Origin of the sequence: Variovorax glucosi, from assembly GCF_051216695.1 — a bacterium.
Lineage (GTDB): Bacteria > Pseudomonadota > Gammaproteobacteria > Burkholderiales > Burkholderiaceae_C > Variovorax.
Genome location: NZ_JBPJZE010000001.1, coordinates 501,405 through 526,553, shown reverse-complemented (window position 1 = coordinate 526,553; position 25,149 = coordinate 501,405). Strand labels below are relative to the sequence as shown.

Annotated in this window: 27 protein-coding genes; 18 read left to right on the top strand and 9 right to left on the bottom strand. The window is 65.4% G+C overall.

The window, feature by feature from the left end:
- Positions 1–88: 88 nt before the first annotated feature.
- A complete protein-coding gene (locus tag ACSFA3_RS02590) occupies positions 89–544 on the top strand; it encodes an OB-fold protein (RefSeq protein ID WP_435503833.1) in 456 nt (151 codons plus the stop codon).
- Positions 545–548: 4 nt separating this feature from the next.
- On the opposite strand, the gene ACSFA3_RS02585 is transcribed toward ACSFA3_RS02590, so the two are convergent.
- Positions 549–977, bottom strand: a complete 429-nt coding sequence (locus tag ACSFA3_RS02585; RefSeq protein ID WP_435503832.1) for a hypothetical protein — start codon at positions 975–977, stop codon at positions 549–551.
- Positions 978–992: 15 nt separating this feature from the next.
- Positions 993–2,009 carry a Bug family tripartite tricarboxylate transporter substrate binding protein gene (locus tag ACSFA3_RS02580; RefSeq protein WP_435503831.1) on the bottom strand — a complete coding sequence of 339 codons (1,017 nt, stop codon included), beginning with the start codon at positions 2,007–2,009 and terminating at the stop codon, positions 993–995.
- Positions 2,010–2,065: 56 nt separating this feature from the next.
- Between ACSFA3_RS02580 and ACSFA3_RS02575 the strand changes: the two genes are divergently transcribed.
- Positions 2,066–3,331, top strand: a complete 1,266-nt coding sequence (locus tag ACSFA3_RS02575) for a CynX/NimT family MFS transporter (protein WP_435503830.1) — start codon at positions 2,066–2,068, stop codon at positions 3,329–3,331.
- Complete coding sequence (locus ACSFA3_RS02570; protein ID WP_435503829.1) at positions 3,328–3,840, top strand: 2'-5' RNA ligase family protein; 513 nt, start codon at positions 3,328–3,330, stop codon at positions 3,838–3,840. The genes ACSFA3_RS02575 and ACSFA3_RS02570 overlap by 4 nt, the downstream gene beginning before the upstream one ends.
- Before the next feature lie 26 nt (positions 3,841–3,866).
- Here ACSFA3_RS02570 and ACSFA3_RS02565 read toward each other — a convergent pair whose 3' ends face one another.
- The gene (locus ACSFA3_RS02565; protein WP_435503828.1) at positions 3,867–4,385 is read right to left on the bottom strand and encodes a hypothetical protein; all 519 of its coding nucleotides are present in this window, start codon (positions 4,383–4,385) and stop codon (positions 3,867–3,869) included.
- A 33-nt stretch (positions 4,386–4,418) separates the two neighbouring features.
- Positions 4,419–5,366, bottom strand: coding sequence for a LysR family transcriptional regulator (locus tag ACSFA3_RS02560; RefSeq protein WP_435503827.1), 948 nt, complete (start codon positions 5,364–5,366; stop codon positions 4,419–4,421).
- A gap of 133 nt (positions 5,367–5,499) precedes the next feature.
- Here ACSFA3_RS02560 and ACSFA3_RS02555 point away from each other — a divergent pair, with 133 nt between their 5' ends.
- Genes ACSFA3_RS02555 through ACSFA3_RS02525 form a run of 7 tightly spaced genes read left to right on the top strand, consistent with a single transcriptional unit; the run spans position 5,500 to position 12,992 of the window.
- Entirely contained in the window at positions 5,500–6,042 is a 543-nt protein-coding gene (locus ACSFA3_RS02555; RefSeq protein WP_435503826.1) for a PPC domain-containing DNA-binding protein, read from the top strand.
- The gene (locus ACSFA3_RS02550; protein WP_435503825.1) at positions 6,035–6,430 is read left to right on the top strand and encodes a PPC domain-containing DNA-binding protein; all 396 of its coding nucleotides are present in this window, start codon (positions 6,035–6,037) and stop codon (positions 6,428–6,430) included. The genes ACSFA3_RS02555 and ACSFA3_RS02550 overlap by 8 nt, the downstream gene beginning before the upstream one ends.
- Positions 6,431–6,439: 9 nt before the next feature.
- A complete protein-coding gene (locus tag ACSFA3_RS02545) occupies positions 6,440–7,279 on the top strand; it encodes an SDR family NAD(P)-dependent oxidoreductase (RefSeq protein WP_435503824.1) in 840 nt (279 codons plus the stop codon).
- A 17-nt stretch (positions 7,280–7,296) separates the two neighbouring features.
- Positions 7,297–8,466 (top strand): acetyl-CoA acetyltransferase, encoded by a 1,170-nt coding sequence (locus ACSFA3_RS02540; RefSeq protein WP_435504939.1) that lies wholly within the window; start codon positions 7,297–7,299, stop codon positions 8,464–8,466.
- Positions 8,467–8,498: 32 nt separating this feature from the next.
- The gene (locus ACSFA3_RS02535) at positions 8,499–10,085 is read left to right on the top strand and encodes an acyl-CoA synthetase (protein WP_435504938.1); all 1,587 of its coding nucleotides are present in this window, start codon (positions 8,499–8,501) and stop codon (positions 10,083–10,085) included.
- A gap of 37 nt (positions 10,086–10,122) precedes the next feature.
- Positions 10,123–11,136, top strand: coding sequence for a TRAP transporter substrate-binding protein (locus ACSFA3_RS02530; RefSeq protein ID WP_435503823.1), 1,014 nt, complete (start codon positions 10,123–10,125; stop codon positions 11,134–11,136).
- Positions 11,133–12,992: a TRAP transporter large permease gene (locus ACSFA3_RS02525; RefSeq protein WP_435503822.1), complete on the top strand. Its 1,860-nt coding sequence runs from the start codon at positions 11,133–11,135 to the stop codon at positions 12,990–12,992. The genes ACSFA3_RS02530 and ACSFA3_RS02525 overlap by 4 nt, the downstream gene beginning before the upstream one ends.
- 30 nt (positions 12,993–13,022) lie before the next feature.
- Here ACSFA3_RS02525 and ACSFA3_RS02520 read toward each other — a convergent pair whose 3' ends face one another.
- The 4 genes from ACSFA3_RS02520 to ACSFA3_RS02505 form a co-directional block, all read right to left on the bottom strand.
- Positions 13,023–13,697 (bottom strand): GAF domain-containing protein, encoded by a 675-nt coding sequence (locus tag ACSFA3_RS02520; RefSeq protein WP_435503821.1) that lies wholly within the window; start codon positions 13,695–13,697, stop codon positions 13,023–13,025.
- Between the two features lie 84 nt (positions 13,698–13,781).
- The gene (locus ACSFA3_RS02515) at positions 13,782–14,240 is read right to left on the bottom strand and encodes a VOC family protein (protein WP_435503820.1); all 459 of its coding nucleotides are present in this window, start codon (positions 14,238–14,240) and stop codon (positions 13,782–13,784) included.
- Positions 14,241–14,292: 52 nt separating this feature from the next.
- Positions 14,293–14,964 carry a DUF4760 domain-containing protein gene (locus ACSFA3_RS02510; RefSeq protein WP_435503819.1) on the bottom strand — a complete coding sequence of 224 codons (672 nt, stop codon included), beginning with the start codon at positions 14,962–14,964 and terminating at the stop codon, positions 14,293–14,295.
- A 99-nt stretch (positions 14,965–15,063) separates the two neighbouring features.
- Positions 15,064–17,382, bottom strand: a complete 2,319-nt coding sequence (locus tag ACSFA3_RS02505; RefSeq protein ID WP_435503818.1) for a hypothetical protein — start codon at positions 17,380–17,382, stop codon at positions 15,064–15,066.
- 138 nt (positions 17,383–17,520) lie between these two features.
- On the opposite strand from ACSFA3_RS02505, the gene ACSFA3_RS02500 reads away from it, so the two are divergent.
- The gene (locus ACSFA3_RS02500) at positions 17,521–17,730 is read left to right on the top strand and encodes a hypothetical protein (protein WP_435503817.1); all 210 of its coding nucleotides are present in this window, start codon (positions 17,521–17,523) and stop codon (positions 17,728–17,730) included.
- Positions 17,731–17,776: 46 nt separating this feature from the next.
- Here the strand turns inward: ACSFA3_RS02500 and ACSFA3_RS02495 are convergent, their stop codons facing one another.
- Positions 17,777–19,168, bottom strand: coding sequence for an aminotransferase-like domain-containing protein (locus ACSFA3_RS02495; RefSeq protein WP_435503816.1), 1,392 nt, complete (start codon positions 19,166–19,168; stop codon positions 17,777–17,779).
- Positions 19,169–19,517: 349 nt separating this feature from the next.
- Here ACSFA3_RS02495 and ACSFA3_RS02490 point away from each other — a divergent pair, with 349 nt between their 5' ends.
- The 7 genes from ACSFA3_RS02490 to ACSFA3_RS02460 are packed head-to-tail and all read left to right on the top strand — an operon-like array spanning position 19,518 to position 25,134.
- Positions 19,518–20,000 (top strand): MSMEG_0572/Sll0783 family nitrogen starvation response protein, encoded by a 483-nt coding sequence (locus ACSFA3_RS02490; protein WP_435503815.1) that lies wholly within the window; start codon positions 19,518–19,520, stop codon positions 19,998–20,000.
- Positions 20,001–20,002: 2 nt separating this feature from the next.
- Positions 20,003–21,058, top strand: a complete 1,056-nt coding sequence (locus tag ACSFA3_RS02485; protein ID WP_435503814.1) for a Nit6803 family nitrilase — start codon at positions 20,003–20,005, stop codon at positions 21,056–21,058.
- Entirely contained in the window at positions 21,021–22,091 is a 1,071-nt protein-coding gene (locus ACSFA3_RS02480; protein ID WP_435504937.1) for an MSMEG_0568 family radical SAM protein, read from the top strand. Before ACSFA3_RS02485 ends, ACSFA3_RS02480 begins: the two co-directional genes overlap by 38 nt.
- Positions 22,092–22,094: 3 nt before the next feature.
- Positions 22,095–22,652: an MSMEG_0567/Sll0786 family nitrogen starvation N-acetyltransferase gene (locus tag ACSFA3_RS02475; RefSeq protein WP_435503813.1), complete on the top strand. Its 558-nt coding sequence runs from the start codon at positions 22,095–22,097 to the stop codon at positions 22,650–22,652.
- 1 nt (position 22,653) lies between these two features.
- Positions 22,654–23,643, top strand: coding sequence for a sll0787 family AIR synthase-like protein (locus ACSFA3_RS02470; protein ID WP_435504936.1), 990 nt, complete (start codon positions 22,654–22,656; stop codon positions 23,641–23,643).
- The gene (locus tag ACSFA3_RS02465; RefSeq protein WP_435503812.1) at positions 23,636–24,937 is read left to right on the top strand and encodes an MSMEG_0565 family glycosyltransferase; all 1,302 of its coding nucleotides are present in this window, start codon (positions 23,636–23,638) and stop codon (positions 24,935–24,937) included. Before ACSFA3_RS02470 ends, ACSFA3_RS02465 begins: the two co-directional genes overlap by 8 nt.
- Positions 24,850–25,134 (top strand): MSMEG_0570 family nitrogen starvation response protein, encoded by a 285-nt coding sequence (locus ACSFA3_RS02460; protein WP_435503811.1) that lies wholly within the window; start codon positions 24,850–24,852, stop codon positions 25,132–25,134. The genes ACSFA3_RS02465 and ACSFA3_RS02460 overlap by 88 nt, the downstream gene beginning before the upstream one ends.
- Positions 25,135–25,149 lie beyond the last annotated feature (15 nt).

Here is a 25,149-nt window from a genome sequence, read left to right as displayed (position 1 = left end):
CTGAAAAAAGTAGTTCCTAAGTTCGCATAAGAGAGCTGAAACTGGACAACAATGACTGCTGCTCGTCTATCGGCGTCGTCCAGTTGCCATGAACAGAAATCCGCGGTTCCTAGGTGCGATCGTGTTCTCCGTTGCCGGAATGGTGTTGTTGGGGGTCGTCTTGCCGTCGGTGAACGACGCAGAATTCAGGACGCTGCGAACGGCGGAACTTGCCTATCCGGTACCTGCCGTCGAAGTTCGGACCACCGCTTCCGAACTGGCAAGGGTCTACCAGGAAAATCCGTTGGCGGCCGACACGAAGTTCAAAGGACGGACCTTCGAGGTGAAGGGCGCGATCGACTACCTGGATTACGGACCTCGTGAAAGCATCGACGTCGTGTTGCGCGCCGGCTTTCCTTATCGCAATCCGCGCTTTCGTCTCGATCCGTCGGAGCGATCCGCTGCGTTCTGGCTAGGCAAGGGAATGTACGTGTCTCTCAATTGCCTCGGCGATGGCGTCGACGCAGGCGTTGCGAGTTCTCGAAACTGCGTCATCGGAAGGTAGCGATTCACCTCGACGCGTCGGCGCCACCGAAGAGCCCGAATTCATCGAGAAGATCGAACACGATCTGCGGATGCTTTTCCAGGCTGACGCGGATGGCGGCCGGAATCGACTGCCTGGTCTTCCTGCACAGACCGGGTTGCTCGGGCACCAGAATCGCGATGCCCCGCACCGTGCGCACTTCATTCGGTCCGATGGTGATGTTGAGGCGAATTCCCAGTTGGTCGCACAAACGTGCCTCTACACGCCTCAGCTCCTGAAGACTTGTCAGGCTTTCCAGTCTCCCGAGCAACCGCTTTTCTTCATCGCGCGTGAGCAACAGCACGCGGATATCGGCCGACGGCGCATTCAGCAACGCTTCGCGCGAACAGACACACGCACCGGGAGGGCATTCGGTGCGGATGGGAAAGATTGTCCGTGTCGCGGGCGTTTGCATGGATCCTTGGTTACATCAGTCCACCGAAGCTCCCGATTCCTTCACGACCTTCGCCCACTTGACCGTTTCCGTCTGGATGAACGCCGCGAACTTGTCGGGCGTTTCGGCGATCGGCTCGCCGCCCTGTTCGATGATCTTCTTCTTGAGGTCGGTGGTGGCCATTGCCTTGATCAAGGCGTCGTCGATGCGCTTGATGACGGCCGGCGGCGTGTTGGCCGGTGCGAGCAGGCCGAACCACGACGCCGCATCGAAACCGGGTACGCCGGCTTCGTCGATCGTCGGCAGGTCGGGGAACTGCGGTGCGCGCTTGATCGTGGTGACGGCGATGGGACGCAGCTTCCCGGCCTTGATGAACTGGATGGCGGACGGCAGGTTGTCGAACATGACGTTCGTCTGTCCGGCCATCAGGTCGGTCAGGGCCGGCGAGCTTCCCTTATACGGAATGTGCTGCATCGTGATTCCGGTCATCGATTTGAAGAGCTCGCCCGCGAGGTGGATCGACGTGCCGCTGCCCGACGAGGCGAAGGTGAGCTTGTCCGGATTCGCCTTGCCGTAGGCGATCAGTTCCTTGACCGTCTTGTAGGGCTGCGCCGGATTGGCGACCAGCACGTTCGGCACCGCGGTGACGCGCGAGATGGGCGCGAAATCCTTGATGTGGTCGTACGGCATCTTCTTGTACAGCGACGGATTGATCGCGTGCGTGCCGACCGTTCCCATGACCAGCGTGTAGCCGTCGGCCGTCGCGCGCGCGACGGCTTGCGCACCGATGTTGCCGCCGGCGCCGGGCCGGTTGTCGATGATCACGGGTTGTCCCAGTTCCTGGGAGAGCGCCTGGCCTGCGAAGCGGGCGACGATGTCGGTCGTGCCGCCTGCAGAGAATGGAACGATGATGGTGATCGGCTTGGTCGGCCAGGCGTCCTGCGCGAACGCCGGACTGAAGGGTACGGCGCCGATCGCTGCAACGGCTGCGACAGCTGCTACGGCTGCGAGCGAAAGCGCGTTTCGTCGGCTCGACTTGATCGATGAGGGCATGGTTTGTCTCCGTTATGTATGAATGAATTCTGACGCAAGCTTGCCAGCATCCGACCTTGACCCCGCCTTATCTGCGCACGCTCTTCATGCTCCCTCTCGTATCACGCAAATTTCTTCTGGGCGTTTCGATCGTACTGATCGCTTTCAACCTCCGACCCATCTTCTCCAGCCTGTCGGTCGTCCTGCCCGAGATCGTGAAGTCGACGGGACTTTCGGAAACCGGCGCCAGTGCGCTCACGACATTGCCGGTGATCTGCCTCGGACTATTCGCGATGCTCGCGCCGCGGCTGGGGCGTCTGCTCGGGCTGGAGCGAGCGCTGCTGGCCTGCATGGTGCTGATCACGGTCGGCACCGCGTTGCGCGGGCTCGGCAGCGTGCCGGTGCTGTTCATGGCTTCGGCGCTTGCCGGTGCCGGCATCGCCGTGAGCAACGTGCTGCTTTCCGGTCTGGTCAAGCGCGATTTCGCGGACCGCTCGGCCCTGATGATGGGTCTCTACACGATGGCCGTCTGCGGTGGCGCGGCGACCGGCGCCGGTTTCACCGTGCCGCTCGAGCATGCGACGGGCGGCGGCTGGACCGGCGCTCTCGCGATCTGGGCCATTCCGGCGTTCCTCGGTACGCTGCTCTGGGCGCCGCACGCGCTGTCGCGTTCGGCCAGGCCCGCCGCGGGTCCGCCGGGTCGTGCGGCTGGCTGGCTCTGGCGCGACCGCGTGGCCTGGCAGGTGACGCTGTTCATGGGCCTGCAGTCGGCGCTTGCGTATTCGACGATGGGCTGGCTGGCGCCGATCCTGCGCGAGCGCGGGCTGTCGGCCGAGACGGCGGGTTTCGTGGTGTCGATATCGGTGCTCGCGCAACTCGCGACCTGTCTTCTGGTTCCGGCCATCGCTTTCCGCCGACGCGACCAGGTCGGCCTGACCCTGGTGCTGGTCGTATCGACCATCGCAACGATGTTCGGCTGCATGTTCGCGCCGCTCGGCGGCATATGGGCCTGGGCGGTGCTGCTCGGGCTGGCGCAGGGCGGCACCTTCTCGCTGGCGCTCACTCTGATCGTGATGCGTTCGCCGGATTCGCAGGTGGCTGCGTATCTGTCCGGCATGGCGCAGGGCATCGGTTATCTGATAGCGGCCTGCGGCCCGATGCTGGTGGGACTGATACGCGCCGGCACCGGAAGTTTCGATGCTTCGGCGCTGCTGTTTGCTGCTCTGGGTATCGCGCTGGCTCTCGTGGGTGTCGGTGCTGGCCGTGCCCGGCTGGTCGGCGCCACGCGGTCGTTGCCTGCCGCTTCCGATCGTTCATCCAACACTTCTGCATCCACCTCGTGAACCCGACCGCACTCATCATCACCCTGCAGATGGACCCGGCCTCGGCCGAGCATTTCACGTCGTTGCGACAGGCCCACTTTCCCTCGGCGCGCAACTGGCTTTCGGCCCACGTCACGCTCTTCCACGCGCTGCCTCTTGAAGCGCGCGAAGAAGTGCTGCGCGACGTTGCCGAGATCGCCGCCAGGACCGGGCGTTTCGCGATGGACGTCGACCGGCTGCTGTTCCTCGGACGGGGTGTGGCCTTCGGCATTACCGCGCCGCCGGCCGTCGTCGTTCGCCAGGAACTCGCCGCGCGCTGGGCGCCTCTTCTTTCTCGCCAGGACGGTGCATGGCACGGCCGGCTCCACATCACCGTGCAGAACAAGGTCGAACCGTCGGTCGCGAGAGTGCTGCATGCGGAACTCCAGAGAGGCTTCGAACCCCGGCGGATCACGGCGACCGGCCTCCAGGTCTGGAACTACGTCGGCGGGCCGTGGGAGCCCGTGGCGACGCTACCTTTCATCGACTGATCGTTGTCGCGACGGGTTGCCGTCGATCACGCGTTCGCCGCTGCGGACGCGACAGCCCGGGCCACTTCGAGTTGCTCGGGCGGCGAATTGGCGTTCAGGAGATGGCCGTCGAGGTTGACCTGCGCAGCGTTGTTCGCGTCGCGGAAGAGGCGGATGTTGTGCAATATGGCGCCATCCTTTTCGACGGCCGCATGGATTTCGTTGCCGATGCCTTGCAGCCGAACGGTATGAAAACTGGTCCGCTGGCCGTTGACGGGTCCCAGATCGATGGCCGATGTCCAGCGCGTACCCGTGGGCCAGAAGGACAGGGCCTCGCCGGCCAGCGAAACCATACTGCCGTAGGTCGTGTTGTTTGGCGCGATCCCACCTTTGTCGCGCACCGTTGACGTCGTAGTGGACGCAGGCGTCGAACGCGAAGATTGCGCGTGATTGCGCGTGAACTCCCTGATGGACGACTTGTCGTCGAACCGGGCCTGAGCCTCGCGTGTCGCGAAGCGCTGCGAAGCGATGGGGGAAGCGGTGGATTGAAGGGAGGATGCGAGCACGGGATTCTCTTGGAGTTGATGGAGAGCCGGAATCTATGCGTCCACCTGTCGCGGTGATCCAGGAAGTGTCCTAAAAGGAAGCGTGCCGGCATCGTCCCCGGCTTCTTCCAGCGACGGCAGCAGCACCAGCATCGCGCGCAGCAGCGCCGAATCGTCCGCGCGCCGCCAGACGGCGAGCGTGTCGATGTAGGTCTTCTCGCCCTGTATCTCCCGATAGACGACGCCCTTGCGTTCCACCGCCTGGACGCATGCCGGCACCAGCGCGACGCCGACGCCGCCCGAGACGAGACTCACGATCGTGTTCATCTGACGTGCCGGAAACATCCTCGGGCTGAAACCGCGCCGCATGCACGTCGCGACCGCCGAATCGAACATCTGCGGGCCGAAGTGGCGCGCGAAGCCGAGGAACCGCTCACCCGCGAAATCCTCCAGCGCGACGCTGCCGGGGCGTGCCAACGGATGCGATTCGGGCATCGCGAGGATCAGCGCGTCGTTCTGCACCAGCCGCGATTCCAGCGTCTGCGGCAGGCTGGTCGGCTGCAGGACGAGCCCGAGGTCGATTCGGCCGGCTTCGACGTCCTCGATGATCTGGTCGGTCGTGCCTTCCCAGAGCGCGATTTCCACGCGCTCGTTGTCTTCCGAGAACTGCCGCAGTGCGCCGGGCAGGAACGAATAGGCGGGCAGGCTGATGAAGCCGATCGACAGCGAACCCATGAGTCCGGATGCGGCGTCGTGCGCGCGGCGGCGCAAGGTTTCCATGCCGCCCAGCACGACGCGCGCATCGCGCAGCGCCTGCTCGCCGGCGCGGGTGATCGCGATGCGCCGGGAAGTCCGCTCGAACAGCGTGACGCCGAGTTCTTCTTCCAGCTCCTTGATCGCCAGGCTCACCGGTGGCTGCGACAGGTTCAGGCGCCTGGCAGCGCGACCGAAGTGGAGTTCTTCCGCGACGGCGATCAGGCACCGCAGATGACGAATTTCCATTGATCTGATTAATGTATTGATCGATACGAATTATAAATTTGTGTCTATCGATGTCAACTTCTAGACTTTCTTTCATTCCGCGTTCAACGGACAAGAAAGCACCGGCAAACAGCACGGTGCAAGGAGACAAGCAATGCAAGACAAGACAGTCGTGCGTCCACCGTTCCGATCGGTGGTCCATCCCGGGCCGCTCGATCCGGTGCGCATCGCCGCCATGAGCGACAGCCGTGGCAGGCATGTCCGCCTGACGTTGCCCAGCGGCAGGAGCATCCACGAAAGCCTGATCGCCGCGCTGACGGAAGAAGGCATTTCGAGCGCATCGATGACGCTGCTCGACGGCGATCTCGAATCGCTGGTGTTCTGCCTGGCGCAGCCCGATCCGAGCGGCCAGCGCGTTGCGATGTACGGCCAGCCGCACAGCGAACGCAACGCACGCTTCATCTTCGGCAACGCGACGCTCGGCAAGGCGGCAGACGGTTCTCCGTCGGTCCACTGCCACGCGGCATTCCGTACCGAAAGCGGCACCGTGCGCGGCGGCCACATCCTGACGGACAGGACAGTCGTCGGTCGCCGCAGCATCGCGGTCGTCGTGACCGCGCTCGGCAGCTTCGAACTGCGCATCGGCTACGACGACGAAACCCGGATGCCGCTGATGCGTCCGCGCGCCCATGTCTGAAGTCCGTCTGATCGAGCGGGGCCGGATGGGCCGCGTGGCTTACGCGCGCATTGCGCCGAACGAGGATCTGGTCGGCGCCATCGAGAAAGTCTGCATGGCCCAGGGCTTCCGCAACGCCTTCGTGCGCGGCGCGCTCGGCAGTCTCACCGACGCCTGCCTCGAAGGCGCGGACGGTTCGCCGCAACTCATCGGCGGGCCGGCGATCGAGATCGTCAGCCTTGCCGGCGAAGTCCGTACCCAGGCGGACGGCTCGGCGCGCGCCGCGATCACCGGTGTCGTCGCGGACACCGAAGGCCACCTGCACGGCGGACCGTTCGTCGCCGGCGCCAATCCCGTATGCGTCACTTTCGAGATCACGCTCGAAGAGTGGCTTCCTTCCGCAGACTGAATAAGAACCATGACAACAACGAATCCGAACACCAATTCTTCCCGCGTCGCCGTCGTCACCGGCGGCGGGCGCGGCATCGGCCTGGCGGTCGGCCGCTGGTTCCTGGCGCATGGCTACCGCGTCGCGCTCCTCGACATCGACGGCGCCACGCTCGACAAGACCGTCGCCGAACTCGATCTGCCCGACACGGTGCTCGGCCTGCGCTGCGACGTGGCCGATCCGAAGCAGGTCGGCGACGCGGCAAAGGCCGTCATCGCGCGTTTCGGGCGTGTCGATGCGCTGGTCAACAACGCGGGCGTGGCCGTCTTCAAGACGGCGCTGACCACGTCGTTCGAGGAATGGCGCCATGTGCTGGGCACTAATCTCGACGGAACCTTCTTGTGCACGCAGGTTTTCGGCGCGCTGATGGCCGATGCGGGCAGCGGCGCGGTGGTGAACGTGGCGTCGATCTCCGGTCTGCGCGCCAGCACGCTGCGGGTCGCCTATGGCACCAGCAAGGCCGCGATCATCCATCTGACCAAGCAGTACGCGGTCGAATTGGGCAATGCCGGCGTGCGCGTCAACGTGATCGCGCCGGGCCCGGTGGAAACCGAGATGGCGAAGCTGGTCCACAGCGTCGCGATCCGCTCCGACTACTACGACACCATCCCGCTCGGCCGCTACGGCACGCCGGAAGAGATGGCCAACGCCATCGGCTTCCTGTGCAGCGACGACGCAAGCTTCATCAACGGCCAGGTGATCGCGGTCGACGGCGGTTTCGACGCTGCGGGTGTCGGATTGCCGACGCTGCGCAAGAACGCGGCTGCGAGCATGGCTTCAAACACGACTACATCAGGGAGCGCTTCATGAGCAACGCAAGCAACAGCATGAACAACAACGCCTTCATCGTCGGCTGGGGCCACACGCCGTTCGGCAAGCTCGACGCGGTCGATGCCGAACAGCTTATCCGCGACGCGGTCGAACCCGCGCTGGCCACATCCGGTCTCGCCGCCGAGGACATCGACGGCATCTTCGTCGGCCATTTCAACGGCGGTTTCCTGCCGCAGGATTTCAGCGCGTCGCTGGTGAGCCTCTCCGTGCCAGGTCTGCGCCACGTGCCGGCCGTGCGCCTCGAGAACGCCTGCGCCACCGGCTCCGCCGCCATCTGGGCTGCGCTCGACGCGGTGCAGTCGGGCCGCGTCAGGCACGCGCTGGTGGTCGGCTTCGAAATCATGAACGCCGTGCCGGCCGCACGCATCGGCGAGACGCTGCTGCGCTGCTCGTACGTGAAGGAAGAGGCGTCGACGCCGGCGGGCTTCGCGGGCGTGTTCGGCAACATCGCCGGCAGCTATTTCGAGCGTTTCGGCGACCAGAGCGATGCGCTGGCTGCGATCTCGTCGAAGAACCATGCGAACGGCGTGCACAACCCGTATGCGCACATGCGGCGCGATCTGGGCTTCGATTTCTGTCGCAATCCTTCGGACAAGAACCCGTTCGTCGCCGGACCGCTGAAGCGCTCCGACTGCTCGCTGGTGTCCGACGGCGCAGCCGCGCTGGTGATTTCCGCAGCGCCAGTCGGCTCGGCCACGGTGCCGGCCGTGCGCTGGCGTTCGCGCACCCAGGTGAACGAATACCTGCCGCTGTCGCGCCGCGATCCGACGCGTTTCGAAGGCGCTGCGCTGGCCTGGCAGAAGGGGCTGGCAGAGGCCGGCCTGTCGCTCGACGACCTCGGCTTCGTCGAGACGCACGATTGCTTCACCATCGCCGAACTGCTCGAATACGAAGCCATGGGTCTGGCGCCGCACGGACAGGGCGCGCGCGTGATCCTCGACGGCGTGACGCGCAAGGACGGCAAGCTGCCGGTGAATCCGTCCGGCGGGCTGAAGTCGCGCGGTCATCCGATCGGTGCGACCGGTGTCTCGCAGCATGTGATGGCGGCCATGCAGCTGACCGGGACAGCCGGCGACATGCAGGTCGGTTCCGGCAAGCCGGGCGCGGTGTTCAACATGGGCGGCGCGGCGGTTGCGAACTACCTGAGCGTGCTGGAGGCGGCTTGATTCAGGTGATTCAGGTGAGCCAGGTCAGCCAGATGCACCAAGCGCGGGCGATGAACCTGTCTGCGCTGCTGTCGCAGACCGCCGCGCTGTTTCCCGATCGGCCGGGGCTCGTCCAGGGCGATCGGCAGTGGACGTGGCGCGAGCTCGACGATCGCGTCGATGCGCTGGTGCAGGCGCTGAGCTCGCTGGGCCTGAAGCCCGGCGACAAGCTGCTCGTGATGTCGCGAAACAACGCGGCGTTGTTCGAAAGCTGCTGGGCTGCGTTCAGGCTCGGCGCAGTCTGGGTGCCGGTCAATTTCCGGCTCACGCCGCCGGAAGTCGCGTACCTCGGCAGTTCCAGCGAAGCCGGCGTGATGCTGGCGGAAGACTGCTTCGCCGATCACGTCGACGCGGTGAGGGCGGCATCGCCGATGCTGCGCGAGGTGATCGTCATCGGTCGCGCGCGAGAAGTGGAGGGCGAGGGCGAGCATGCCTACGAAGCGTTGATGGAAGCCAACGCCGGCGCGCCGCAGGCGATGGCGCAGGTCGATGCCGACCTGCCGCTCTGGTACTTCTACACATCCGGCACGACCGGCCGTCCGAAAGCCGCCGTGTTGACGCACGGTCAGCTCGGCTTCGTCGTCGTCAACCATCTCGCCGACCTGATTCCCGGCACGACCGAGCGCGACTGCTCGATCGCCGTCGCGCCGCTCTCGCACGGCGCCGGAATTCATGCGCTGCTGAACGTCGCGCGCGGCGCGCCGACCGTGCTGCTCGAAGCCGAAAGGCTCGATCCGGCCGTGTTCTGGGAGCTGGTCGAAAAGCACCGCGTGACCAACGTCTTCACCGTGCCGACCATCGTCAAGATGCTGGTCGAAGACCCGGCCGTCGACCGTTTCGATCACAGCTCTCTGCGCTACATGATCTATGCGGGCGCGCCGATGTACCGCGCCGACCAGAAGCGCGCGCTGGAGAAGCTCGGCAAGGTGCTGGTGCAGTATTTCGGCCTTGGCGAAGTCACCGGCTGCATCACGGTGCTGACGCCTGAAATGCATTCGGCCGACGACGCCGATCCCAACGCGCACATCGGCTGCTGCGGCCGAGCGCGTACCGGCATGGAGGTGGCGATCCTCGACGCCGACATGCAGCGGGTGCCGGCCGGAACGGTGGGCGAGATCTGCTGCCGCGGTGCGGCGGTGTTCGCCGGCTACTTCAACAATCCGGACGCGACCGAGAAGGCGTTGCGCGGCGGATGGTTCCACACCGGCGATCTCGGGCGCATGGACGATCGAGGGTTGATCTACATTACCGGCCGCGAGTCCGACATGTACATTTCCGGCGGGTCCAACGTGTACCCGCGCGAGGTGGAAGAAATTCTGCTGATGCATCCCGGCGTCGGCGAGGTGGCCGTGCTGGGCGTCGCGGACGAGAAATGGGGCGAAATAGGCGTGGCGGTGGTGGTTGCCACACAGGACGGCCTGACCGGCGCCGCGCTGCTCCAGCATCTCGAAGGCCGCTGCGCGAAGTACCGCTGGCCGCGGCACATCTTCTTCTGGGATGCGCTGCCGAAGTCGGGCTACGGAAAGATCACCAAGGCGGAAATCCGCCGGCAGCTGCTGGAACGCGGCGACATTCACTGAAGACGGTTTTCACACACAAAAAGACAGGAGACACGACATGACCATGACCCGCCGCACCGTGCTGCGTTCGACAGCACTCGCCACCTCGCTCGCCGTGCCGATGCACAGCGTTTTCGCCCAGAAGGCCGAGTTCAACTACAAGTACGCGAACAACCTGCCGATCAGCCATCCGATGAACATCCGTGCCAAGGAAATGGCCGATGCGATTCGCACGGAAACCAACGGCCGCGTCGACATCCAGATCTTCCCGAACAACCAGCTGGGTTCCGACACCGACGTGCTGAGCCAGCTGCGCTCGGGCGGCGTCGAATTCTTCACGCTGTCGGGCCTGATCCTGTCGACGCTGGTGCCGGCTTCGTCGATCAGCGGCGTGGGATTCGCCTTCAGCGACTACGCCAGCGTCTGGAAGGCGATGGACGGCGACCTGGGTGCGTACATCCGCCAGCAGATCGCCAAGGCCAACCTGGTCGCGATGGACAAGATCTGGGACAACGGCTTCCGCCAGATCACCTCGTCGACGCGTCCGATCGCCACGCCGCAGGACCTGAAGGGACTGAAGATCCGCGTGCCGGTGTCGCCCCTGTGGACCTCGATGTTCAAGGCGCTCGACGCCGCGCCGACATCGATCAACTTCGCCGAGGTGTATTCGGCGCTGCAGACCAAGATCGTCGACGGCCAGGAGAACCCGCTGGCCATCATCGCGACCGCCAAGCTCTACGAAGTGCAGAAGTTCTGCTCGCTGAGCAACCACATGTGGGACGGCTTCTGGTTCCTCGGCAACCGCCGCGCCTGGGAGAAGCTGCCTGCCGATCTGCAGACCGTCGTCGCGAAGCACATCAACGGTGCTGCCATGAAGGAGCGTGCCGACGTTGCCGAACTCAACGCCAGCCTCCAGAAAGACCTCGCTGGCAAGGGCATGACCTTCAACCAGCCCGACAGCACCGCTTTCCGCGACCAGCTGCGCAAGGCCGGCTTCTACAGCGAGTGGAAGGCCAAGTACGGCGACGAAGCCTGGGCACTCCTCGAACGTTCGGCCGGCAAGCTCGCATGATCCCGGGCGGTCAGGGGGAGGCTGCCGCAAGGCGGCCGGGGATCGCCGTGCTCGAGCGGCGCCTCGGCAGCGTGGTCGACTACGTAGCCGGTGCGCTCGTCGTGGCCGACATCGTGGTGCTGTTCATGGGTGTGCTGGCCCGGTTCGTGTTCCACGCGCCGCTGATCTGGTCGGACGAGCTGGCGTCGATCCTGTTCATCTGGATGGCGATGCTGGGGGCGGTCGTGGCGCTGCGGCGCGGCGAGCACATGCGCATGACGGCACTGGTGTCGATGCAGCCGCCGTCGCGCCAGCCGCTGTTCGAGGCGGTCGCGCTGGTCGCGGCGCTGGCGTTTCTAGCGATGGTGGTCTGGCCGTCGTGGGAATACGCGTCCGAAGAGCGTTTCATCACCACGCCGGCGCTTGAGATTTCCAACGCCTGGCGGGCGGCCGCGCTGCCGGTCGGCATCGTGCTGATGGCGCTGTTCGCGGTGCTGCGGCTGCTGCGCGACGTCGAATGGCGCGTCACCTTCACCGCCGTCGTGATCATCGGCGTGCTGATCGTCGGCTTTGCGCTGGGACGGTCGGTGTTCCAGGAACTCGGGCGGCTGAACCTGCTGGTGTTCTTCGTCGTCGTGGTGCTGGCCGGCGTGCTGTCGGGCATTCCGATCGCGTTCTCGTTCGGGCTCGGCACCTTCGGCTACATGGCGCTCGCCACCAACACCGCGTTGCCGGTGATCGTCGGGCGCATGGACGAGGGCATGTCGCACCTGATCCTGCTGGCGGTGCCGCTGTTCGTGTTCCTCGGCCTGCTGATCGAGATGACCGGCATGGCGAAGGCCATGATCGCGTTTCTCGCGAGCATGCTGGGTCATGTGAAGGGCGGGCTGTCGTACGTGCTGGTCGGCGCGATGTATCTCGTTTCGGGCATTTCCGGCTCCAAGGCGGCGGACATGGCTGCCGTCGCGCCCGCGCTGTTCCCGGAGATGAAGAAGCGTGGCGCGTCCGAAGGCGATCTGGTCGCGCTGCTGGCTGCCACCGGCGCGCAGACCGAAACCGTGCCGCCGAGCCTGGTGCTGATCACCATCGGTTCGGTCACCGGCGTGTCGATCGCGGCGCTGTTCACCGGCGGCCTGCTGCCTGCGGTGGTGCTCGGGCTGGTGCTGTGCGTGGTGGTCTATTTCCGCAGCCGCGGCGAGGACCTGAGCCATGTGAAGCGTCCGCCGTGGCGCGAAGTCGGTCGGCTGGCCATCATCGCGCTGCCGGCGCTGGCGCTGCCGTTCGTGATCCGCGCGGCTGTGGTCGAAGGCGTGGCGACCGCGACCGAGGTGTCGACGCTCGGTATCGTCTACGCCATCGTAGCGGGGCTCGTCATCTACCGGCAGTTCGACTGGAAGCGGCTTGGCCCGATGCTGCTCGCGACGGCTTCGCTGTCGGGCGCGATCCTGCTGATCATCGGTACCGCGACGGCGATGGCCTGGGGACTGACGCAGTCCGGCTTCTCGCGGCTGCTGGCCGAGTCGATGGCCGCGTTGCCCGGCGGCGCGCCGATGTTCCTGGCGGTTTCGCTGCTGGCCTTCGTCATCCTCGGTTCGGTGCTGGAGGGCATTCCGGCGATCGTGCTGTTCGGACCGCTGCTGTTCCCGATCGCGCGGCAACTGGGCATCCACGAGGTGCACTATGCGATGGTGGTGGTGCTGTCGATGGGTCTCGGCCTGTTCGCGCCGCCGCTCGGCGTGGGCTACTACGCTGCCTGCGCCATCGGACGGGTGCATCCCGACAAGGGCATCCGGCCGATCATCGGCTACATGTTCGCGTTGCTGGTCGGCACGATTGCGGTGGCTGCAATTCCGTGGCTGTCGATCGGTTTCCTCTAGACCGCGGCGGGTGCGGCGGGTGCGGCGGGTTCAGGCCCGCTGCTTTTCGAGCTCCACCGACACCATCTCGGCCACTTTGCGCAGCGCGTCGATCTGCCGGTTGCCCAGTGCCGAGCGCGGCGTGTGGCTGATGCAGCACAGCGTGCCGAAGACTTCGCCATTGCGAAGCACGACCGGCACGCTGATGTAAGCGCCGATGTTCGCAGCCGCCGTGCTGGGCAGGTCGCGGGCTTCCTCAAGCGCCGACGTATCGGGAATGGCGTTGGGAAAGCGACCGTCGACCACACGCTTGCAATACGTCTGTTCCAGCGGAGCCGACTGGCCGACAGCGAAGACATCCGCAGACTCGGGGCTGTTCTCCAGATGTCGAACAACGGCCCGATCCTCTTCGAAGGCCATGACGAAAGCGATGTCCATTTCTAGCAATTTGCGCATGCTGCGCAGGATTTCGTTCAGCGTGCGATTCGAACGTTCGTCGTCGTAACCGTCTTTCACCGGTCGGGATTCCGCCGAGGAGCGCGCCAGCGCAGCGGTGGCCGCGACGGCGGCGTCGTTGAAATCGGTGCCGTTGAAACGCTGCCTGAGCTGAGCTTCCAGTGCCACTGCGGAGGCCCGTGCTTCGCGGTCGCCGTTCAGCGCCAGAAGCCGGAAACCGCGAGCAGCCAATGCAAGTTGCTTACTGGAAATGTCGTTTGTGCAGAGCATGAAGAATTATTGTTGCACTTTGATACCGACTCAAGTGCACTGTATCTGTCGAACGAGAACTTTGCCACTAAACCGCTCGTGTCTTCATTGCATCGGAATCGGCTCGCCGTTGACTGCCCAGCTCACGCCGAAGCAATCGGTCAGCATGCCGAAGGTGTGCGCCCAGAACGACGGTGCCAGCTGCATCGTCACCTGTCCACCTTCGGAAAGAGCGGCAAAAGCCCGTTCGGCCTCTTCGACGGTGTCGTAGCTCACTGCGAGCATCACGCCCTTGATGCCGTCGAAGGGCATGCCGGGCGGTATATCGCCGGCGAACAGCATGGCGCCGCCGGGTAGCGCAAGAGCGGCATGCATGATGCCGTCGCCCGTGGGCACTGGGCCGTTTCCGCAGCCTTCGGCGGGCGCCGTCGAATCGGGCGGCTTCGGCATCTGGTCGAAGGTCATCATGGCCTGAACCGACGCACCGAGTGCCTTCTCGTAGAACGCGAATACCTGGCGGGTATTTCCGCCAAAGTTGAGGTAGGGGACCAGCGTGGTGGGCATCACAGACTCCTTTTCAGGTGAAAAACCATTGGTGCCGGATATCCTCCGACGACTAACAGGTCGGACGTGTTTCATCCGGTCGCTGCAGTGACGGAATGTGCCAGCGCGTGTAGAGCCACTCCAGATGCTCGAATGTCTTCGATCTGCCGGCATTGGAGCCGGCCGGTGCCTGCCGCCTTTGCGACACCAGCGGACCTGCCGCTTCATACACGCCGCAAAGAATGCCGCGCAGCGTGTTCTTCAGCAATTTCTCATCCAGATCGCCATAGCGAATACCGACCGCGATGAATTCGAAGTAATTGAGCAGGTAACGCAATGCCGCGAGCTGCGCATCCGGATGCGCCGTTCTGACTTCAGCGGGCGTCAGCCGGTAAAGACCGCCGCTGGGACTGAAATACCGCGCATTCACCAGCCGGGTCTGGCTCATGTAGGTTTCGGAAAGGCGCGACGACAGCAGCGTCGTCACCGTGTGCTGCCGGATCGAATTGCGCATCGTGACGATGGCGGAAATGATCCAGCCCGCGACTGCCGCAATCACGCCCAGCAATACGACCCACTGGGATTTCTCCAGTCCGGCAGGCGGCTGCCGAAGAATGAATTGCTGGTGTCCTGCAAGTTCGAGCAGCGAAAAGACGACCGTGGTCAGCAGCACGGCCCCCAGCAAAAAGCCCAGTACACGACTGGGCTTTTTGGGGTTCGTCGGCGGGTTGTTAGCCCAGACCATCACCTTCCTGGTGAAGCGTGTGCAATGAATGCAGGGTCATCGAATGCCTTTCAATGCCCGCCAGGTGGCGAGCGACACAGAATTTTGCCACGTTATTCGTCAATTGATGTTTCCACCACTCACATGGAACGGTTTTCCCGGCAGCCGCGCGCTGCCGGCATATTCGAACGGCTGATTGCCCTGAAGGCTGCAACCGTCGGATTTTGGGCAGGGCGCCTTTTTCGGATCGTAGGTCCACATGATGATCGGACCGTAGGCGTAGTTGTGGACCGCCTTGCCACCGTAATCTGCCAGCGTGACGATATAGCTTTCGGTGCCGTGGTTGTCGACGTCTTCCAATGCGATCGGGTCGATCATGCGGTTGTCCTGCAGCGTCTTGAAGACGCTCGCCGAACCGAATCCTGCATCGAAGCGCAGCAGCACGGCCTTGCGCTCGGTGCGCGAAAGCACCCACAGAAAACGGTGGCGGTCGACCTTGCCGAACAGCGCGCTGACGTTGCCGGGGCCGAAAGCCGCCTTTTCCTTGACGTAGCCGATGCTGGTCGGGTTGGCGCCGACGTCCAGGGAGGCGCGCTCGCCGATGTCGTCCGGCCGGCCTTCGCTCCTCGCCTGCTGGTCGAGATAGCGACTGCCGAGATCGAACAGCCGCAGCTTGCCTTCCTCGGTCGCGATGAACGCGCGGAAGGGCGGTTCCAGCGTCACCTTGACGGCGGTCGGGCTTTGCGGAAGGTCGATCACCTTGACGACCAGCGGCTTCTGTGCCGGTGCGACGTCGAAGCTGAACGGCCACTGGTCGGGCCGATCGCCTCGGCTGGCCATCAGGGCGTTCCAGCCGGCCTGCTCCTTCACCAGATACTGCGCACGGTAATAGGAGAACAGCGGCCGCAGGTCGATGAAAGCCGCGCGCTTCTCGCTCTTGCTGATGACGACCGCCATGCCTGTGCGCGCGATCGCGGGCGAAAAGTCGCCAGTGTCGTAACGGCGGCGATTGGCTTCCGACTGCAGATGGTCCTTGAAGAAATTGCGAACGCGCTGGTAGTCGGCATCGGTCTTGCCGGTGGTGGCGCTGATCTCGGTCGGTGCGCGCAGCTTGTCGGGCAGGTCGACGAAGCCGACGAGTTTCGCGCCCAGGTAATTGCCGAGGCCGGGCAGGCCGGCGTAGCGGCCACGGTGGCTGCCCCAGTTGGCTTCCCACTGCGATTCGGGCTTGGTCTCGCAGAAGGCGCAGCCGTCGGTCAGCGCGATGACCGCGATCTGGCCCTTGAAGGCGGCCGTGTCCCAGACCGTGACCAGCGCGAACTCGCCGCTGTTGGTGATGGCGATCGCCGTCGGCGTCTTGCCGTCGGGCAGCTTCAGTTTCATGAAGTTGTGCGAGGTGTTCGAGCCGGAGCTGGTGATCCAGCCGTTGGCGAACACCGTCAGCGTGTTGTTGACCCAGCCGCCGCGACCGTAGCCGCGTGCCGACGCGACCGGTCTGGCGTCCAGCGCGGCCGTGCCGATCGGCGAGCCGCCGCGGGCACCCGCGAGTTGGACGGTGTTGGCGTCGTTCGCGCCGCCGTCGCTGCTCGGCCCGCCGTAGGTCGTCCAGGAGACTTCGGGCTTCCAGGCGATGGTGTTGTGCGCCACGCCGAGCGTCTGCAGGCTCGCGACGCCCCAGTATTTCGGCTCCGGCCATTCCGCCGACGGCGTCGCATCGGGCAGGTAGCCGACGTTCACGATGCTGGAGCTGTAGTCGCCCGGGTCGCCGGTCAGGTAGTCGCCGAACTGGTAGGTGCCGCACCATGCTTCGATGCCGGTGCCGCAGCCCCGGTTGCCGGGTTTGCCGTCGAGCTGCATCTCCTTGCGCTGGCCCGACAGGGTCGCATAGCTCTTGCTGGCCCGTGGTCCCGGATAACTGGTGGTGGTGACCGGGCGTATGGACGGCAGGCCGTAGCGATAAGTGATCCCGTCGTCGGTGCCGAAGAGCGCTGCCGTCTTGCGATACGACTCCGGATCGGCGACGCTGAATACCGGCGGCGGCAGTGCGATCGCGATCTTTGCCGAAGGCGCGGCGGTCGTCGGTGCCGTTGCCGAAGCGTGAAGTTGCAACGGCGCGTTGTAAGGCGCGTCGATCGACTGCAGCGGCGTCTTCCGGACGGTGTAGCAGGACTTGGCCATCCCCGGCGCCGGGTCGCCGAACAGTCCGTCGCCGCAGGTGTAGTCGCCCGGCTGCAGCGCCTTCTCGGTGAAGCTGCCGGTGGCGCCGTAAAGCACGTTCGTCTGTGCAATGAGCGTGAACGTACCGCTCTGGCCGGTGAGCTGCGAAAGCATGTTCGCCGCAGGCGCCTTGGCGGGTGGCGGCGGTGCTGCGGTGGCCGGTCCGGCCGAAAGAGCGAGCGATCCAACAATCGCACTTATCTTGAATGCAAAAGTATTCATATGATGTTTCCTAGCTTCGATCTTCGCCGACAGTTGTGTATTCGTCAGGTAAAGCCGTAGTCGTCCGCTGGTTCCGGGTCATTGCACGGGTTAGTTTCCAGATGTGCCGATGTCGGTACGACTCCAAAAATATCCAACATGAAGAAGCTCATCCTTGCCCTCGCGACACTCGTCGTATCCGTCGCCGCAGTTTCGCAACCCGCACCGCCTCCGCGTCAACTGGCGCCGCACATGGACCGTCCGCAAATGCAGCCGCACGGCCGTCCGCATGCCAAGAAGCGGAAGGTCTGGGTGCCCGCGCATCGTGAGCGGGGACGCATGGTTCGCGGCCACTACGCCTACCGCTGATCCGGACCTCTCCCGTCCTCCGCCTTCCGCCTTCCGCCCTCCGCCGTCACATGACCGTGGCGTGCGGATGCAGCGGATGCGCCAGGGTTTCAGCGATCAATCTCAGCGCATGATCGCATTCGTCGCGCGTCATCGGTCCGCCCAGGCAGATGCGGACGGCTTCCGGCGGCATGCCGTCGGTCGAGAAAGCCGCACTCGCCACCACGCCGACATTCTGCGTCCGCAGGTATGAGGCGAATTCCAGCGTGCTCCACGCGGAAGAGAGCGGCAGCCAGAGGTGGAAGCTTTCGCTCACCGGCTGCACGCCGTGCACCGCCAGGTGCTTGCTCGCCAGCGCCTGGCGCGCATTCGATTCGTTCCGCACCGCCTGCAGCATCGCCTCGGCGGTGCCGTCTTCCACCCACAGCGTCGACAGCGCATTGGTGATCGGCGAAGCCATCACCGTCGTCGCGCGCAGTGCGCCCGCCAGCCGCTGCGACTGCCGCGCGCTCGGCGAACACACATAGGCGTTGCGCAAGCCCGCTCCCAGCGTCTTCGAGAAGCCGGTGATGTAGTACGTGAGATCCGGCGCGAGCGTGGCCAAAGCCGGCGGCGCCTGGCGCGGCAGCATTGCGTAGGCGTCGTCTTCGATGATCGGTATCGCATAGCGCAGCGCGATGTCGACCAGTGCCTCGCGCCGGCCGCGCGAGATCGTCGCGGTGGTCGGGTTGTTCAGCGTCGGGTTGCAGTACAGCGCCTTCGGCCGCAGCGTCTTGCATGCGTGTTCGAAGGATTCGCCCATCGGCCCTTCTTCGTCGAGCGGCAGCGCATGCAGCTGGATGCCCAGCTGCGTCGCGATGGCCTTGACGCCGGGGTAAGTCAGCGCCTCGACGCAGATCAGCTCGCCCGGCCTGGCCAGCTGCGAAAACAGCGCGGTCAGCACGCTGTGGATGCCCGGGCAGACCAGGATCTGGTCGAGCCGGCAATCGGGCACGCGCCGGCGCAGCCACTGCATGCCGGCCTCCTTGTCGCGCGGGGTGCCGCCGAAATCTTGATAGCGCAGCAGGTCCCACGGATCGGTGTCGGCCATCACGCGGGCGGCGCTTTCGCGCATGCGCTCGAGCAGGGCCGCATCCTGCGGCTCCGGCGGCAGGTTCATCGTCATCTCGGCACCGCCGCCGCCGCGCAACGGCAGGCTAGGGCTGCTGCCGCGGATGAAGGTGCCGGTGCCGGCGCGCGAATCGATCAGCCCGCGCTTGCGCGCTTCGGCATAGCCGCGAGCGACGGTCGTGTAGTTCAGCCGCAGGTCGATGGCCAAGTCGCGCAGCGTCGGCAGCTTGTCGCGCGCGGTCAGTCGTCCGGTGCGGATGTCGTCGGCGATCAGGTCGGCCAGCATCAGGTAGGCGGGCTTTTCGCTGCTGTCGAGCTGTCTTTGCCAGTGATTCGTGAGTTTGGGCATCGGTTCGCTGCATTGATCGCACGACTTGATTGCATCGGTTGATTGCATGCCGGCTCATTGAACGACGCATGAAGCATGCCCGTGCCACTGGAGATGCATGCATGGATCAGGTGCGATCGGTACCGATGATCGGGTGCATTGATTGCATGGATCGCGCTTCATTCGGGTGCGGACAGGCATCGGAAGCGACAGGCGTCGACCGTCCGGATGCGACCGGAATTCTTTTTGGCGACCCGCAGCGCGCGCGGTTGCTGGTTGATCGCAGCTTGATCGCATCCGCAGGCTTGCGGCATGGCACACGGTATGCGAAAGAGAAGGTCCAAACCACTCATTCCTGCACGGAGTCCACATGCCCAAAGTCACCAAGCCAGCCAACCAGAAAGGCGACTTCCTCGTCGACTACGAAGAAAAGGTGTTCGAAGACGTCAAGGCCGAACCGGGCGAAAAAGCCCTGGTCACGTTCCATACCGTGGCTTTCGAAGGCTCGATCGGTTTCGTGAACCTGCTGCAGGCCACGCGCCTGAAGCGCAAGGGCTACGAAACCTCGGTGTTGCTGTACGGCCCCGGCGTGACGCTCGGCGTGCAGCGCGGCTTCCCGACGCTCGGCGACGAAGCTTTTCCCGGCCACCAGAATTTCAACAAGCAGATCGTCAAGTTCATGGAAGAGGGCGGCAAGGTGTACGCCTGCCGCTTCGCGCTGCAGGCGCTGTACGGCCACGGCGAAGGCTCGCTGATTCCGGGCATCGTGCCGATCAGCCCGCTCGACGTGCTCGACATCGTGCTGCTGCATAAAAAAGCCGGTGCCGTGATCCTCGATACCTGGACGCTCTGACCATGGGCCGCATCGTCCGCGCCGCCGCCGTCCAGATCGCGCCCGACTTCGAGAGCGAGGACGGCACGCTGGCCAAGGTGTGCGAGGCGATCGATGCGGCAGCGGGCAAGGGCGCGCAGATCGTCGTCTTTCCCGAAACCTTCGTTCCGTACTACCCGTACTTCTCCTTCGTGCAGCCGCCGGTGCTGCAGGGGCCGGCGCACATCCGGCTGATGGAACGCGCGGTCGTCGTGCCCGGTCCGGTGACGTCGGCAGTCGCCGAGAGGGCGCGGGCGCGTGAGGTGGTCGTGGTGCTCGGCGTCAACGAGCGCGACCACGGCAGCCTCTACAACACCCAACTGGTGTTCGACGCCGACGGCACGCTGGCGCTCAAGCGCCGGAAGATCACACCGACGTACCACGAGCGAATGATCTGGGGCCAGGGCGACGCGGCTGGTCTCAGGGTCGCCGACACCCGCGTCGGCCGCGTCGGCGCGCTGGCCTGCTGGGAGCACTACAACCCGCTTGCCCGCTATGCGCTGATGGCGCAGCACGAGGAAATCCACTGCGCGCAGTTCCCGGGCTCGCTGGTCGGCCCGATCTTCGCGGAGCAGATGGAAGTCACCATCCGCCATCACGCGCTCGAATCCGGCTGCTTCGTCGTCAATGCCACCGGCTGGCTGACCGATGCGCAGATCGTCGCCATCACACCCGACGCCGGATTGCAGAAAGCATTGCGCGGCGGATGCCACACGGCCATCGTCTCGCCCGAAGGCAAGCATCTGGCGCCGCCGCTGACCGAGGGCGAGGGCATGGTCATCGCCGACCTCGACATGGCCCTGATCACCAAGCGCAAACGGATGATGGATTCGGTCGGCCACTATGCGCGGCCCGAGCTGCTGAGCCTGGCGATCAACGAACGTCCCGCCGCGACCACTTTCCCGATGCCTGCGGGCGCACCTCCTTCCCCGACTTTCTCGACTTTCCACGGAAGCACGTCCCATGACCACGACCACAGCCAATCCAAGCAGCCGCCAGTTGATGACCGAGCTGCAGTCCTTCGGGTTGCGGCTGGTTGATCCGTCGGCCGGCGCGGCCAGCCGTCGCGGCGGTGCGGGGCCGTCGGACCACAAGGCCGTCACCGTCGATGGCCACACGATCATGGTGCCGGTGCACACGTCGACCGCGTGGAATTCGCCGTTCACTGCGCTCGCGCCCGACGCGCAGGGCAACAGCACGATCACGCGCGGCAGCATCCCGATCGCCAGCGTCAGCTTCCCCAAGCAGCCGCGCTTCTACAAGCTGCAGACCTTCGACGGCGTGCCGTATTCGCACATCGCCACGCTGCACGGCAGCGACGTGCTCGCGACCACCGTGCTGCAGACCTGCATCCGCTACGAAAGTCGCAAGAAAACTTGCAAGTTCTGCGCGATCGGCCAGTCGCTCGCGGCTGGCCGTACCGTCGCGCGCAAGACGCCGGAGCAACTTGCAGAAGTCGCGCGCGCCGCCGTGCTGCTCGACGGCATCAGGCACATGGTGCTGACCACCGGCACGCCGAACGCGACCGATCGCGGCGCGCAGATCCTGTGCGAGAGCGCCTTCGCGATCAGGGCGGCGGTCGACATTCCGATCCAGGGCCAGTGCGAGCCGCCGGACGACGACCAGTGGTTCCACCGCATGAAGGCGGCCGGCATCGACACGCTGGGAATGCATCTCGAAGTCGTGACGCCGTCCGTGCGCGAGAAGATCATGCCGGGCAAGGCCAGCGTACCGATCTCGCGCTACATGAGCGCGTTCGAGGCGGCTGTCGGCGTGTTCGGGCGCGGGCAGGTCAGTACCTACATCCTGGCCGGGCTGGGTGACACGCGGGAAGCGATCCTGGAGATCTGCGACCGGTTGCTGGCGCTGGGCGTGTATCCGTTCGTCGTGCCTTTCGTGCCGATCAGCGGCACGCCGCTGGAGGACCATCCCGCGCCGACGCCGGAATTCATGAAGTCGATCCTGCAGCCGCTCGGCCAGCGGGTCGCGGCCGCGAATCTGCGGTCGAGCGACATCAAGGCGGGTTGCGGCAAATGCGGCGCGTGTTCTTCGCTTTCCGTGTACGAGACCTGAGCCATGTCCTACATCGACGACACGGCGGACGAGGTAACGGTCTATGCGCCGACCGGCTTCCTCGTGCGCGAGGCCGTGCAGCAGTGGGAGCGCGACGGCGCACATGCGCTGCGGCGCGCGGTGTTCTGTGTCGAGCAGGGCATCTTCCTGGGCGACGACCGCGACGAGATCGACGAAAGTGCGCAGTTGCTGGTCGCGATGTCGTGCATCGGCGGAATGCCGGACCAGATCGTCGGAACCGTGCGGATCCACGAAGCGTCTCCGGGGTTGTGGTGGGGCTCGCGGCTGGCCGTGCATGCGGCGTTCCGGAACCAGGGACACCTGGGTGCGACGCTGATCAGGCTGGCCGTGACGCGGGCGCGGGCGCAGGGCTGCGGAACTTTCATGGCGCATGTGCAGGCGCAGAACGAGGCGCTATTCAAAAAGCTGCACTGGCGTACGACCGGGACGCTGGCGATCCACGGGCGGCCGCACGTCGAGATGCAGCCGGATTTCGACTTCTATCCGCCGTGCCACGACCCGGTCAGCGGCTTCGTATCGCGGGCGCGCTGCCGTGGATAAGGTGAAGCTCACCGACATCGTCGCGGCACTCCGCGACAGCCGGGGTTTCGCCCACAAGCGCGACATCAGCGACGTGGTCTCCGCGCTCGGTCGCGCGCTGCCGGGCGGTGCGTCCGATCTGGCGCAGGCGGTGCCTGTCGGCGACGACTGCGCCGCGATTCCGGACGGGCACGGCGGCTATCTGCTGTTCGCCATCGAAGGCCTGGTCGAGGATTTCATCGTCCGCATGCCGTGGTTTGCCGGCTATTGCAGCGTGATGGTCAACGTCAGCGACATCTACGCGATGGGCGGACGACCGACCGCCGTGGTCAACGCGATGTGGAGCAGCGGCATGGACCCGGCCGCCGAGATGCTGCGCGGCATGGCCGACGCGTCGTCGCGCTACGGCGTGCCGATCGTCGGCGGCCACAGCAACAACCGCAGCGAGCGTCCGCAGCTCGCCGTCTCCATCCTCGGGCGTGCGAACAAGCTGCTGACCAGCTTCGACGCCACGCCCGGCGACCGGCTGGTGATGGCCGTCGATCTTCGCGGTGCTTACGAAGAGCCGTTCCCGTACTGGAACGCATCGACGAAAGCACCCGCACAGCGGCTGCGTGACGACCTCGAACTGCTGCCGCTGCTCGCCGAACGCGGACTCTGCAAGGCGGCGAAAGACATCAGCATGGCCGGCGCCATCGGAACGGCGCTGATGCTGCTCGAGTGTTCCGATGTCGGCGCCGTCATCGATCTGGATGCGATTCCGCGACCGCCCGACATTCCGCTGCTGCGCTGGCTGACCTCGTTTCCCAGCTTCGGCTTCGTGCTCAGCGTCGCGCCGGACGACGTCGACGCGGTCTGCGCGATGTTCCACGAACGCGGGCTGGCTGCTGCCCCGATCGGCACGGTCGACGATTCGCAGACGCTGACCCTCGTGCAGGGCGCCGAGCGCGAGCAACTCTGGGATCTGCGACAGGACGCCTTCATCCGCGAGACGGAGCCGACCTGTGTCTGACTTCGGTACTCCGCCGGCGCGCCCGCTGCGCATCGGCTTGCTCACTCACTCGACCAACCCGCGCGGCGGCGTCGTCCATACCGTCGAACTGGCGCATGCGCTGCACGACGCCGGCCACGACGTCACCGTGATGGCGCCGGCCGTGCCCGGCCAGCGATTCTTTCGCCCGATGCGCTGCCGCACCGAGCTGATCCCCGTCGAGCAAGCGCCGCGCGACATGGTGGCGATGGTCGGAAGCCGCATCGATGCGATCGGCGCGCATCTCCGCGACTTGCTGCAGCGCCGCAGTTTCGACGTGCTGCACACCCACGACCCGATCGGCGGCAACGCGCTGGCGAATCTGGTGGCGCAGGGCGTCATCGACGGTTTCACGCGCACCGTGCACCACCTCGAACTCTTCGCGCAGCCGCAACTGATGGACTGGCAGGAGCGCGGCTTCCGCGCGGCGAGCCAGGTCTTCTGCGTGAGCAAGAAGTGGCGCGAGACGCTGGCACGCACGCACGGCATCGAGGCGCATGAAGTGCCGAACGGTGTCGACAGCGAGCGCTTTTCGAGCGTTCGCCAGCCTGCGGACGCGGCGCTGGCGCAGCGGCTCGGCATCCGCATCGGCGCGCCGGTCGTGCTGGCCGTTGGCGGCGTCGAGGAGCGCAAGAACACGTTGCGGCTGCTGGAGGCTTTCGTGCTGCTGCGCCGCTGCTGGCCAAATGCCCAGCTGGTGATCGCCGGCGGCGCCAGCCTGCTCGACCATGCGGCCTATCGCCAGGCTTTCGACGCCGTGGCCGCACAACACGGCATCGCCGCAGGACCGCTGCAGCCGCTGCAGCCGCTGGTGATCACCGGCCCGCTCGCCGACGCCGACATGCCCGGCCTCTATCGGCTGGCCGACGTCGTCGCCATGCCGTCGCTGAACGAAGGTTTCGGCCTCGTCGTGCTCGAGGCGCTGGCCAGCGGCGTGCCGGTAGCGGTTTCCCGCATCGCGCCGTTCACCGAATACCTGCGCGACGACGACTGCAGCTGGGCCGATCCGCTCGATGCCGAATCCATCGCCGATGCGCTGCATCGCGCCATCGCCTGCCGGTCCGACGCGCGCATCGCGCAGTCGGCGGCACGCCTCGGCGCGCGCTTCAGCTGGACGGCCAGCGCCGCCCGCCATTCGCTGCTCTATCTGCAGCATCGTCAGCCTTCCCGGCATCCTGAAAGCAACCCATGCCCGTCATGCATTTCCGTGTCCGGTGGCCCGACCAGAGCGAACTCCGCTGCTACTCGCCTTCTCTCGTCGTGCAGGATTTCCTGACGCCCGGCGAAAGCTATGCGCTGGACGATTTCGTCGGGCGCTCGCGCGAGGCGCTGGGCATCGCGTCGGAGCGCGTGCGGGCCAAGTTCGGCTTCGCCTGTTCCCAGGCGATGGACCAGCTGGCCGAGATCGAAAGCCATGCCGCCCGTTTCGCCGACCGGCCGGACGCACGCGTCGCGGTGGTCGCTTTCGACTGATTCCAGAGGTAAATC